The 11,891-nt window shown below is 74.2% G+C and carries 12 protein-coding genes; 2 read left to right on the forward strand and 10 right to left on the reverse strand.

Annotated features, from left to right (window positions below; translation table 11 throughout):
- Positions 1–97: 97 nt before the first annotated feature.
- The 5 genes from RDV89_RS02970 to RDV89_RS02990 form a co-directional block, all read right to left on the reverse strand.
- Complete coding sequence (locus tag RDV89_RS02970; protein WP_315731168.1) at positions 98–1,381, reverse strand: dicarboxylate/amino acid:cation symporter; 1,284 nt, start codon at positions 1,379–1,381, stop codon at positions 98–100.
- Between the two features lie 105 nt (positions 1,382–1,486).
- Positions 1,487–2,494 carry a DNA topoisomerase IB gene (locus RDV89_RS02975; RefSeq protein WP_315731169.1) on the reverse strand — a complete coding sequence of 336 codons (1,008 nt, stop codon included), beginning with the start codon at positions 2,492–2,494 and terminating at the stop codon, positions 1,487–1,489.
- A gap of 144 nt (positions 2,495–2,638) precedes the next feature.
- Positions 2,639–3,052, reverse strand: a complete 414-nt coding sequence (locus tag RDV89_RS02980; protein WP_315731171.1) for a hypothetical protein — start codon at positions 3,050–3,052, stop codon at positions 2,639–2,641.
- Positions 3,049–3,591: an MBL fold metallo-hydrolase gene (locus RDV89_RS02985; RefSeq protein WP_315731172.1), complete on the reverse strand. Its 543-nt coding sequence runs from the start codon at positions 3,589–3,591 to the stop codon at positions 3,049–3,051. The genes RDV89_RS02980 and RDV89_RS02985 overlap by 4 nt, the downstream gene beginning before the upstream one ends.
- On the reverse strand, positions 3,588–5,237 hold the full coding sequence (locus RDV89_RS02990; RefSeq protein WP_315731173.1) for an FAD-binding dehydrogenase: 1,650 nt from the start codon (positions 5,235–5,237) through the stop codon (positions 3,588–3,590). Before RDV89_RS02990 ends, RDV89_RS02985 begins: the two co-directional genes overlap by 4 nt.
- 172 nt (positions 5,238–5,409) lie before the next feature.
- Between RDV89_RS02990 and RDV89_RS02995 the strand changes: the two genes are divergently transcribed.
- Positions 5,410–6,540 carry a PucR family transcriptional regulator gene (locus RDV89_RS02995; protein ID WP_315731174.1) on the forward strand — a complete coding sequence of 377 codons (1,131 nt, stop codon included), beginning with the start codon at positions 5,410–5,412 and terminating at the stop codon, positions 6,538–6,540.
- Between the two features lie 24 nt (positions 6,541–6,564).
- On the opposite strand, the gene RDV89_RS03000 is transcribed toward RDV89_RS02995, so the two are convergent.
- The 4 genes from RDV89_RS03000 to RDV89_RS03015 all read right to left on the reverse strand — a co-directional run bounded on the left by RDV89_RS03000 (position 6,565) and on the right by RDV89_RS03015 (position 10,906).
- Positions 6,565–7,596 (reverse strand): hypothetical protein, encoded by a 1,032-nt coding sequence (locus RDV89_RS03000; RefSeq protein WP_315731176.1) that lies wholly within the window; start codon positions 7,594–7,596, stop codon positions 6,565–6,567.
- Between the two features lie 5 nt (positions 7,597–7,601).
- Positions 7,602–8,861 (reverse strand): class I SAM-dependent methyltransferase, encoded by a 1,260-nt coding sequence (locus tag RDV89_RS03005; protein ID WP_315731178.1) that lies wholly within the window; start codon positions 8,859–8,861, stop codon positions 7,602–7,604.
- 157 nt (positions 8,862–9,018) lie between these two features.
- Positions 9,019–9,651 (reverse strand): hypothetical protein, encoded by a 633-nt coding sequence (locus RDV89_RS03010; protein ID WP_315731180.1) that lies wholly within the window; start codon positions 9,649–9,651, stop codon positions 9,019–9,021.
- 124 nt (positions 9,652–9,775) lie between these two features.
- Positions 9,776–10,906: an NADH:flavin oxidoreductase/NADH oxidase gene (locus RDV89_RS03015; RefSeq protein ID WP_315731182.1), complete on the reverse strand. Its 1,131-nt coding sequence runs from the start codon at positions 10,904–10,906 to the stop codon at positions 9,776–9,778.
- A gap of 73 nt (positions 10,907–10,979) precedes the next feature.
- Between RDV89_RS03015 and RDV89_RS03020 the strand changes: the two genes are divergently transcribed.
- The gene (locus RDV89_RS03020; RefSeq protein ID WP_315731184.1) at positions 10,980–11,492 is read left to right on the forward strand and encodes a hypothetical protein; all 513 of its coding nucleotides are present in this window, start codon (positions 10,980–10,982) and stop codon (positions 11,490–11,492) included.
- Here the strand turns inward: RDV89_RS03020 and RDV89_RS03025 are convergent.
- On the reverse strand, positions 11,450–11,863 hold the full coding sequence (locus RDV89_RS03025) for a VOC family protein (protein ID WP_315731186.1): 414 nt from the start codon (positions 11,861–11,863) through the stop codon (positions 11,450–11,452). The genes RDV89_RS03020 and RDV89_RS03025 overlap by 43 nt on opposite strands.
- Between the last annotated feature and the right edge of the window lie 28 nt (positions 11,864–11,891).

Genomic DNA, 11,891 nt, shown 5'->3' on the forward strand with positions numbered 1-11,891 from the left:
CTCCCGAACCGCGTCCGCGTTTTCTCGTCCGAGCCCGGGCCCGGGCTCGAGCCAGCCCGAGCCCGAGCCAGCCCGAACCCGAGCCCGAGCCGCGACCTCAGACCGTGGCGGGCTCGCCGCCGAGCACGTCCTCGCGCGGGGCGTCGTACTTCTCGCGGTCGAGGATGCCCTCGCGCTGCGCCACGATCGTCGGCACCAGCGCCTGGCCGGCGACGTTCGTCGCGGTGCGCATCATGTCGAGCACCGGGTCGATGGCGAGCAGCAGGGCGACGCCCTCGATCGGCAGGCCCAGCGTCGAGAGGGTCAGCGTCAGCATCACGACGGCGCCGGTCAGGCCGGCGGTCGCGGCCGAGCCGATCACGGAGACGAACGCGATGAGCAGGTAGTCCTGCACGCCCAGGTCGATGCCGAAGATCTGCGCGACGGTGATCGCCGCCAGGGCGGGGTAGATGGCGGCGCAACCGTCCATCTTCGTGGTGGCGCCGAAGGGCACCGCGAAGGAGGCGTACTCCTCCGGCACACCCAGGTTGCGCGTCGTGACCCGCTGCGTCAGCGGCATGGTGCCGACCGAGGAGCGCGAGACGAACCCGAGCTGGATGGCGGGCCAGGCGCCGGAGAAGTACTTGGCCGGCGACAGGCCGTGCAGGCGGATGAGCACCGGGTAGACGACGAACATCACGAGGGCGCAGCCGACGTAGACGTCGATGGTGAACACGGCCAGCGGGGCCAGCAGGTCCCAGCCGTACGAGGCGACCGCGGAGCCGATCAGGCCGAGCGTGCCGATCGGGGCGAGGCGGATGATCCACCACAGCAGCTGCTGCACGATCGAGAGGAACGAGCGCATCACGCCGAGGAACGGCTCGGCCTTGTCGCCGGCCTTGAGCGCCGCCGCGCCGATCGCCAGGGCGACGACCACGATCTGCAGCACGCTGAACGACACGCCGCCCTCGTCGGCGGAGATGCCGAGGAAGTTCGACGGCACCAGACCGGTCAGGAAGTCGAGCCACGAGCCCGAGCCGCCGTCGTACGACGCACCCTCCGGCGTCACGTCCGCCGAGCGACCGGGGTTGGTCAGCAGGCCGAGCGTGATGCCGATCGCGACCGCGATCAGCGACGTGATCATGAACCACAGCAGGGTCTGCGCGGCCAGTCGCGCGGCGTTGGTGACCTCGCGCAGGTTGGCGATGCTGACGATGATCGCGGCGAACACGAGCGGCGGCACGAGGGCCTGGAGCAGGCCGACGAAGATGCTGCCGACGGTGTCGAGCGTCGTGGCGAGCCAGGAGACGTCGCCGGTGCGGGCGACGAGACCGAGCGCCACGCCCAGCACGAGCGCCAGGACGATCTGCGCCCAGAACGGGACGCGGAGGAGGGACTTCACGGGGGACTGCCTTCCGAGACGACGGATGCGGGACTGCAGGCCCCGGACCTCCGAGGCACGGAACAGCACAACCCCGGGCGACCCGCTCTTGTTCCCGCCGGTCGGTCAGGAGTCGCGCAGCAGCCGCAGCGTGGCGCGCTCGAGCGCCGCCTGGCGCGCGTCGGCGTCGTCGTACGCCCGCCGCGCGGCCGTCGCGATCGTGCGCTCGTTCTCGTACGCCTCGATCACCCGGGGGTCCACGTAGGAGTTGCGGGCCAGCGTCGGGGTGTTGCCCAGGAAGTCGGAGACCTCCCGCATCGCCGCGGCCACGGCCCGCTTGCGCGAGGCCGCGGTCTCCCCCGGCTCGTCGGTCTCGGCCAGCGCGGCCGCCGCGAGCACGGTGGCGTGCCACGTGCGGAAGTCCTTGGCCGTGGCCTCGAGGCCGGTGGTCTCCCGGACGTACTCGTTCACCAGCGCCGGCAGCACCGCCCGCCAGCGGCGCACCTCCTTGAACGCCAGCAGCCGCGGGTCGTCCGCGGCCCGCCGGCGGCGCATCACGCCGAGCGACTGCACGACGGCGGTGTCGTCGATCTCGATGCGGTGGTCGACGCCGGACTTGCCGGTGAAGCGGAAGACGAGGGCCGGGCCGGCGCGCCGCACGTGGCGGCGTTCCAGGGTCGTGAGGCCGAAGCTGCCGTGCTCGTCGGCGTACACGTCGTTGCCGATCCGGAACGACCCGAGGTCGATCAGGCGCACGGCGGTCGCGGCGGCCCGCTCCATCGGCATCCCGTCGAGGCCGAGGTGCCCGACGACCACGGCGCGGGCGCGGGCCATCGAGTCGCCGAACTCGAGCATCCGCTCGAACTTCTCGGCGTCCTTCTGCTCGCGCCAGGCCGGGTGGTAGAGGTACTGGCGCCGGCCCGCGTCGTCCGTGCCGACCGCCTGCAGGTGCCCGTTGTCGTGCGGGGTGATCCACACGTCCTTCCACGCGGGCGGGATCACGAGGGCCTCGACGCGGTCGCGCTGCACGTCGCCGAGCCGCTCGCCGTGCTCGTCGAGGTAGGTGAACCCGCGACCGGCGCGACGCCGCGTCCAGCCCGGCTGGTCGGGTGAGGTGCGTCGGAGTCGGGGCACGCCGTGAGCCTACGGAGGGTCCGGTACGCCGTACCTCGCCCACGCGGGTGAGGAGCGGCGCACCGACGGCGCCATCGTGGGCGCGCACCGGCGCCGCGACCCCGCGCCGGCACGATCGCCCGTGCGGCGGGCACGCCGCTGGTTCTAGCGGTGGTGGTCCCCGACCGGGGCGAAGGGGTCGGCGGGACCCCACAGCCTCGGCAGGACGAGGGCGATCCCGGAGTCTGCGCAGCGCTCGCTCAGGAACTCGAGGCTGGTGTGGACGTCGTCGAAACGGGGCGGGAGAGCCTGCAGCGGACGATCCAGCGACCGCGTGAAGTTGTCCCAGTGGATCGCCACCACGCGGGTGGCGCCCGTCGCTGCCACCACCTCCTTCCAGTAGGCCTCACGGAAGGCGGGGGGCTGCTTGCCGAGAGCGCCGATCCCGAGGTAGACGGTGTCGGCGGGGTGGGCGGTCAGCACTCCGGGCAGGTAGTTGGCGCTGGGATGGACGAGCAGGGTTCCCGCGGGATGCTCGACGTGGAACGAGTAGCAGTCGCCCGTGCGCAGGTCGGTCACGCGTGGGCGTGGGTCGAGATCGGACGAAACCGTTCGAGGTCGAAACCCTGGGACCTCGCGATGGCACGGGTCGACCTCGATCCGTGGAGCTCGGCGCCCGTGAGCCCGGCGACGACGGCCGAGTCGAGGGCGTGGTCGTAGTGCGAGTGCGCGACGAAGAGGGCGTCGACGTGCCGCGTGCGCGCCCGGTGCAACGCACTCGTGATCCGGCGTTCCTTCGGACGCAGCCGGCCCAGGCGCACCCGGAGGACGCCCGGCCGGGAGAAGAACCCGTCGATCAGGATGGTGCTGACGCCGTCACTGATGACCAGGGTGGCGACCCCGAGGAACTGGACGCGCACGCGTCCCCTGGCCCGGTCGTCGGCGACCGGCTGCTCGACGAGGTGCGACCAGCGCGTGAGGTCCGGCGGGCGCAGCTCGCTGATGACGTCCGCGACCGCGGCGACCGCCCCCGCCCGGCGCAGCAGGGCAGCACCGCCCGCACCGGCAGCGACGAAGGCGGCCCTCCGCCCCCACGGACGCGACATCCTGCGGTTCACGCCGTCGCCGCTGCTGCGCTGCGTCCCGCCGTGCGGCCCGAGAACAGGCAGCCGCCGAGGAAGGTGCCCTCGAGGGAGTTGTAGCCGTGCATGCCGCCGCCCCCGAAGCCGCTCGCCTCGCCCGCAGCCCACAGACCGGGCACGGGCGCGCCCGACGCGTCGAGCACCCGACCGTCGAGATCGGTGTGCAGGCCGCCGAGGGTCTTGCGGGTGAGGACGTTCAACCGCACCGCGATGAGGGGGCCGGCCTCGGGGTCGAGGAGGCGGTGAGGGGTCGCGACGCGCACCAGCTTGTCGCCGCGGTACCTACGGGCCCCGTGGATGGCGGTCACCTGCGCGTCCTTGCCGAACGGGTTCGTGATCTCCCTGTCGCGGGCCTCGATGAGGCGGGTGAGGCGCTCGACGTCGATCAGGGAGCCGCCGGCGAGACGGTTCATCCCGCCGGCGAGCTCGGACACGGTGCTCGCGACGACGAAGTCCTCGCCGTGCTGCTTGAACGCCTCGACCGGGCCCGGTGCGCCCGCACGCAGCCGGGAGAGCAACAGCTTCACGTCCTTCCCGGTCAGGTCCGGGTTCTGCTCCGAGCCGGAGAGCGCGAACTCCTTCTCGATGATCTTCTGCGTGAGCACGAACCACGAGTAGTCGTAGCCGGTGCCCATCAGGTGCTTCAGCGTGCCGAGGGTGTCGAACCCGGGGTAGAACGGCGCCGGGAGGCGGTTGCCCTCGGCGTCGAGCCACAGCGACGACGGCCCCGGCAGGATCCGGATCCCGTGGTTGGACCAGATCGGGTCCCAGTTGCGCAGACCCTCGACGTAGTGCCACATCCGGTCGGGGTTGATGACCGCACCGCCGGCAGCCTCGGTGATCGCGATCATGCGCCCGTCGACGTGGGCCGGCACACCCGAGACCATCCGCTCGGGCGGGGCTCCGAGCCTCGCCGGCCAGGCCTTGCGGACCAGGTCGTGGTTGCCACCGATGCCGCCGGACGTGACCAGGACGGCCTGCGCGCTCAGCTCGAACTCCCCGACCTCCTCGCGCGACGACGCGACACCACGCTCGACCGACGAGGGCGCGAGCAGGGCTCCGCGGACGCCGGTGACGTGCCCGGCGTCGGTGAGCAGCTCGTCGACGCGGTGGCGCAGCCGCAGCTCGATGCGCCCGCCGGCGACGTGGGCGCGCACCCGACGCTCGAACGGCGCGACCACACCGGGTCCCGTGCCCCAGGTGAGGTGGAAGCGCGGCACGGAGTTCCCGTGGCCGTCAGCCCGACCATCACCGCGCTCGGCCCACCCGACCACCGGGAAGAAGCGGTGCCCCATCTGCCGCAGCCACGTGCGCTTCTCCCCGGCGGCGAAGTGCACGTACGCCTCTGCCCACCGTCGCGGCCAATGGTCCTCGGGACGGTCGAACTGGGCAGAGCCGAACCAGTCCTGCAGCGCGAGCTCGAGGGAGTCCCTCACGCCCATCCGTCGTTGCTCGGGACTGTCGACGAGGAACAACCCGCCCAACGACCAGAACGCCTGACCGCCGAGCGACTGCTCCGGCTCCTGGTCGAGCAGCAGCACCCGACGCCCGGCGTCCGCCAGCTCCGCCGCGGCGACGAGACCCGCCAGTCCTGCGCCGACGACGACCGCGTCCGCATCCATGTCTGCTCCTCCCGATCACGACGCCCCGGGGTCGAGGCCCTCCGCGCCAGCGTCGGTAGGCACGGGCGGGCGGCGCAACAGGATCCACTCCTCCTGAGCACTATCGTTGTCACCACGCGTGGGGTGGGTGCCAGCACGCGCGAGACCGACGTCCACGACGAGGGGAGACGCGGTGACAGGCGGTTCGACGCGCGCGGCGGTCAGCGAGGAGGTGCTGTCCCGTCTGGACCACGTGGCCGACGAGATCACTGCGGAGATCGTCGCCCAGATCCCGGCCTACGCCGCCCTCGCGCCCGCCCAGATCGCCGAGGTCGCCGCCATCGCCCGATGGGGCACCACCCGTGTGCTGCACCTGTGGGTGGAAGGCGCAGCGGACCTCACGGAGGCCGACGTCCGACGGTTCCGGGGCATCGGCGCTGCCCGGGCGCTCGACGGGCGACCGCTCCCGGGCGTCCTGAGGGCCTACCGCCTGGCGGCCGCCCGGGTCGTCGACCTCGTCGAGGTGACCGCCACCGACCACCTGACGGTCGGCGACGCGCTCGCCCTGTCCCGTCTGTGGATGGCGGTCGTCGACACGCTCAGCGAAGCGCTCTACGAGGGTTACACCGCCAGCGTCGAGCGCGTCGGGGATCGCGCGAGCGCGCTCGAGGACCTGCTCGACGACCTCCTCGTCGGTCGCCAGGTGGCGCGCACCAACCTCCACGACCGGGCTCGGAAGCTGGGCGTGTCCATCCCGCCCCGCCCGACCCTCCTCGTGCTCCGTGCCGACCGGGGTCCGACCCACGACGAGCTCGCCGGGATCATCGGCGACGAGGTCCTGCTGCGCCACCGGGAGGGGAACCTCGTGGCGCTGCTCGACAGCGGGGCTGCCCGGAGAACGGCCGAGAGCTGGCCGGGGTCGTGGCCCGCGGCTCTGGTCCCCGCCGACGACGTCAACGACCTGCCTCGGTCCTTCCGCCTGGCCGCCCACGCCCTCGACCACGCCCCGCAGCACGCCCACCGAGACCGTCTGCTCGACGAGGCCGACGCCCAGCTCGTCGCCCTCCTCACGGACCACCCCGACACCGATCGCACACGCTTCGACCGCCTCGTGCTGGGACGCCTCGCCGACGACCCCGACCTGCTCGAGAGCGTCCGCGCCCACCTCGCGACGGGGACCGCCGAGGCCGCAGCCGCACAGCTCGGGATCCACCCCCAGACGCTCCGGCACCGGCTGCGCCGGGTGCGCGAGCTGACGGGCCGCGACCCGCGGATCCTGTGGGACCGCCTGGTCCTCGAAGCGGCACTGGTGAACAGGGGGTAGCCGCTCGCGGCCCCTCCGCGGACGTCAGCGCCGCCGCGCCCCCCGCACCAGCACGATCGCCAGCGCGGCGAGCACGCCGCCGCCGATCAGACCGACGATGCCCACCGGAACCCACACCGGCGGCCCGCCGGCCGGGTCGGGCTCGGCGCCGTCGTCGGAGCGTCCGGTGCCGTCGGCGCCGTCGAGCTCGGGGTCGACGGGCGCATCCGGGTCCGCCGGGTCCATCAGCGCGCGCAGGCGCTCCGGGATCTCGACGCGCAGGATCGGCTGCTCGAGCCCCTCGGAGGTGAGCAGGACGGCGTCGGGGTCGTCCGGGTCGACGCCGACCCCCTCGCCCTGCGGCTGGCTGGGCAGGACGAACGAGCCGAGGTCCTCCAGGGCCGGGAACGAGTAGACGTGCGCGTTGACGTAGCCGCGCACCACCAGGTGGCGACCGTCGGGCAGGAACGCCGCGTCGGTCGCCATCACCGGCGCCGCCGTGAGCAGCTCGAGCTCGTTGGGCGCGTCGGCGTCGAGCACCTCGGGGGCGGCGTAGAACGAGCCGCCCAGCGGGCCCTTGCTGACGACGTACAGCCGCCCCGTGGCCGGGTCGGTCAGCAGCGACTCGGCGTCGCGGGGACCGTCGGGGTAGACGAGCTCGTACGCCACCGGATCCACCTGCACGTCGCCCACCGCGACCGGCACCCGCAGCACCTCGACGGAGTCGCGGCGCGCGAAGTTGTCGCCGATGTCGGCGACCCAGACCTCGCTGGTGGCGGCCCCGTCCTCGACCACCGGGGCCACGGCCTCGACGTCGACGGGGTCGGGCTCCCAGCGGGTCACGCCGACGGTCTCGCCCGTGGCGGGGTCGACGACGAACAGCCGGCCGGGGTCGCCCGAGTCGTTGATGGTCACGAAGCGGCCGTCGACGACCGCGAGCCCGCTCGACTCGACGATCTCGGGGTCGGCGAAGCGGGTGACCTCCGTGCCCTCCGCGGGCGGGTCGTTCGTGGGCTGGGCGGCCCCGACCGCGAACGGGACGGCGATCGCCCCCACGACCGCCAGACGCACCAGCACCGGCCTCACCGGGTCCGGGGGGCGGCGTCGAGCAGCTCGCCGAGGCGGGGCCGGATGCCCCAGTCGGCGACGAGCGCGGCGTACTCCTCGACCGCGGTCTCCGCGGCCGCGGCGCCCGCTCCGGTCGCCGGCACCCGCACGGCCCGCAGCAGCGTGTTGCGCGGCGTGTGCTGGCTCTCGACGAACTGGACGACCTCGACGCGGTAGCCCTCGCGCCGCAGCAGCGACGCGCGTACGCCGTCGGTCAGCGTGTCCGCGAGCCGCTCGCGCAGGATGCCGTGGCGGGTCAGCTCCTGGTACGGCGCCGGCGTCGTGCCCCGGCGCAGCTGCGCGGCGACGTCGTGGTGGCAGCAGGGGGCGGCCAGCACCAGCGGGGCGTCCCACTCGACGGCCCGCGCCAGCGCCTCGTCGGTCGCGGTGTCGCAGGCGTGCAGCGCGAGCACGACCTCGGGACGGCCGAGCTCGTCGGGCACCTGCGCCTCGGCGATCGAGCCGACGAGGAACGTGAGCTCGTCCGCGACCCCGAGGTCGGCGGCGACCCGCGAGTTGTGCTCGCGCGACTGCTCCTTGACGTCGATGCCGACGAGGTGGACCGGCAGGCCGCGCACGGCGCTGAGGAAGCGGTGGGCCGCGAACGTCAGGTACGCGTTGCCGCAGCCGAGGTCGACCACCCGCAGCGGGTCCTCGGGCGTGGGCCGGCGCAGGTGGCCGCGCTCGATCGCGTCGCCCACCGCGGTGTCGAGCAGTCGGCAGAACTCCTCGACCTGGCGGTACTTCGCCTGCCGGCTCGGCTTGACCCGACCCTGGGCGTCCGCGATGCCCAAGGCGCGGAGCACCGGGTCGTCGGCCGGCAGCAGCCGGTCCTTGTCGCGGTCGTGGCCGCGCGGGGCCTCGACCTGCTCGGCCCGGTCGCGCGTGTGCGCCAGCGCCTCGCCCCGCTTGGTGACCCGCAGCTGGTGCTGCTGCGTCGTGGTGTCGACGTGCCAGTGCGCGAACGGGTCGTCGAGCAGCGCGTCGACGGCCGCCGCGGCGTCCGCCGAGCCGGCCGCGTGGTTGCTGGTGTGGGCCTGGGTGGCGTCGTACGCCGTCACCTGCAGGTGGCGACCGGCCTTCAGGTCGACGTACCGCAGCTCCACGCGCCGCCAGGCCGGGCGCCCCTCGGGCGCGCCGCGGCGCCGCCCCGACGCGACGGCGCGCACCAGCGCGTCGGCGTCGAGGAGGAGGGAGCGCGTGCGCGCGAGCGCGACGTCGAGGGACTCGGCCATCAGCGGGACCTGCTCAGAGGATCGCCGCCACCACGACGACGAGGATCAGCGCGCCCAGGGCCAGGGGGATGACGAGGCGGCGGTGGCGGGGGTTCACGGTGCTCGATCCTAGTTCGGCCCACCACCCGCGGTGCCCGGGGCCGCGCCGTCAGGGCCGTCAGGGCCCGAGGACCCAGGTGTCCGCGTCGATCAGCCAGTGGTTGCGCAGGCTGAGCGCCCGCTCCGTGCCGGCCACGAGGCCGGCGACGAAGGCACCGATCGTGAACCACCCGGGCAGCTCCAGCGGCGACTCGAACGTGCCGACCCGCTCCGCGACGACCTCCCAGGACGTGACCAGCTCGGCCGCCGCGACACCGAACGTCACCAGCCCGACGAGGCACACCACGACGGCCAGTGCGCCGATCAGCCGGCTAGCCGTCGGGAACCGTCGGTCGAAGCGGGCCCGGGCGTGCTCGGCCGTTCCCCGCGCCGGACGCATCCCCCGCTCGGTCCCGTCCTCGGCGACGACCCGGGCGCGCTTGATCCCGAAGACCGAGACCGCGACCTCGACGCGACCGCCCGGCACCTCGAAGCGCGCGGGCAGGTCGGAGACGCCCACCTGGACGCCGTCGCGGTAGAGGTGCGCGCCGCGCTCGTCGGCCATCAGGTCCACGCGCACGGCGTACTCGTGGGCCCTGCCGTCGGGGTCCCCCAGCTCGCCCAGCATGGTGGTGCGCCACAGCAGCTCGCGGAACCGCGGCCGGGGCAGCGGGCTGCCGTCCCCCGGATGGACCTTCTTCCTGCCGAACACCTGCGACCACCTCCGGCCTCCACGCTCGCGCGTGCCGGCGCGGCGCAGAACCTCCCAAAGTCTCGGGTCGCGGTACCTCCGGTAGTCCTCGACCATCGGAGGTACCGCGACCTCGGGAGGGCGCTCAGCGCCAGGCGCCGCGCGTGTACTGGTCCGGGTAGGGCGCCTCGCGCCACGCGACGCCCAGCGCGTTCGCCGCCCGCTGCGGCCACGCCGGCTCGCGCAGGGCGGCGCGGGCGAGCAGCACGACGTCGGCCTGGCCCTGGGCCAGCACGTCCTCGGCCTGCTGCGGGTCGGTGATCTCGCCGACCGCGCCCACGGGCATGCCCGACTCGGCGACCGCGGTCGCGAGGTGCACCTGGTAGCCCGGGCCGGGGGTGATCTTCTGGCGCGGGTCGGCGCCGCCGCTGGAGACGTCGACGAGGTCGACGCCGCGGGTGCGCAGCAGCCGGGCCAGCTCCGTGGACTCCCCCACCGTCCACCCGCCCTCGACCCAGTCGGTGGCCGAGATCCGCACGAGCAGCGGCTTGTCCTCCGACCACACGGCCCGCACCGCGTCGACGGTCTCGAGCACGATCCGCACCCGGTTCTCGAACGAGCCGCCGTACGCGTCGGTCCGGGTGTTCGCGAGCGGCGAGAGGAACTGGTGGAGCAGGTAGCCGTGCGCGGCGTGCAGCTCCACGAGGTCGAAGCCGGCCGCCTCGGCGCGCCGGGCGCCGTCGGCGAAGGCCTCGACCACCGCGGCGATCTCGTCGACCGACAGCGCCGCGGGCTCGGCGTACCCCTCGAAGGCGACCTCGCTCGGGCCCTGCGTCTCCCAGCCGCCCTGGTCCAGCGGCACCGAGCCGCGGCCCGCGCCGGTGCCGTCCTGGCCGCCGCGCCACGGCGCCCAGGTCGAGGCCTTGCGGCCCGCGTGGGCGAGCTGTACGCCGATCGGGGTCGACCCGTACGGCGACCACGTGTGCGCGAAGTCGGTGATCCGGCGCCAGGCGGCGACCTGCTCGTCGTTCCAGATGCCCGCGTCCTCGGGGCTGATCCGGCCCTCCGGGAGCACGGCGGCGGCCTCGGTGATGACGAGGCCGAAGCCCCCGGTGACGCGGGCGCCGAGGTGCGCGAGGTGCCAGTCGTTGGGTACGCCGTCCGTCGCGGAGTACTGGCACATCGGCGCCAGCCAGATCCGGTTCGGGGCCGTGACGCCCCGGAGCGTGAACGGGGTGAACAGGTGCGGGCTGGTGTCGCTGCTGTCGGTGGTCACGTACGGCGGCAACCGGTCGGGCGCCGCGAGCATTCCGCGGCACGGGCTTGGGCGCAGGTCTAGCCTCGGCGACGTGTCCGACCAGCTCGTCCGTTCGACGCCGGACGCGCCGTGGCTGCCCACCGGTGGGCGGGCCGACGTGGTGGCCTCGGACGTCCCCCCGGCTCCCACCTGCCTGGTGCGCCTCCTGCTGCGCACCGGCACCAGCGTGTTCTGCGTCCCGCGCGGCGGCGGGGGCGGTCTCGACCTGCCGACGCGGACCGTGCCGCCGGACGACCCCGACGGTCGACGCACGGCCTCCGCGCTCGCCCGTGACCTGACCGGCGACGACACCGGCCTCCGGCTCGTCGGCTTCGTGCGCAACACCGTGCCCGGCGAGGACGACCCCTCCGACGACGGCTACCCCTGGCCCGTTCCCCACGCCCACTTCTCCGTCTGGACGCTCGACGGCGGGCTCGGCGACGACGCCCCCAGCGGCGCCTGGTGCGACATCGGGCCGGGCTCGTCCCTGGCCTCGCGGCACTGGTTCCCGCTGGTCGACGGTCAGTCGGCGGACGGGTCGGCGGACGGGTCGGCGGCGAGGTAGAGGCAGAACGGGTGGCCGGCCGGGTCGAGCAGCACCCGGACGGTCTCCTGCGGCTGGAAGACGGCGAGCCGCGCGCCCAGCGCGACCGCGTCCGCCACGGCGACGTCGAGGTCGTCGACCTCGACGTCCAGGTGCGACTGCATGAGGGGGCGGCCCGGCTCGGACGGCCAGGTCGGGGGCTCGTGGTGCTCGTCGAGGGCGCAGGCCAGGTACGTCCGCCCCTCCCCCTCCGGCACCAGCGTCACCCAGGTCGGGTCGTGCACGCGTGCCTCCCAGCCGAGCAGAGCAGCGTAGAACCGCCCCAGCCCCTCCGGGTCGCGGCTGTCCAGCGCCACGCCCCACCATCCCGTGCGTCCGCGGATGCCGGCCATGCGGTCACGGTACGCCCGGGGGCGCCTC

The sequence above is a fragment of the Nocardioides imazamoxiresistens genome, from assembly GCF_032378595.1.
Taxonomy (GTDB): domain Bacteria; phylum Actinomycetota; class Actinomycetes; order Propionibacteriales; family Nocardioidaceae; genus Nocardioides; species Nocardioides imazamoxiresistens.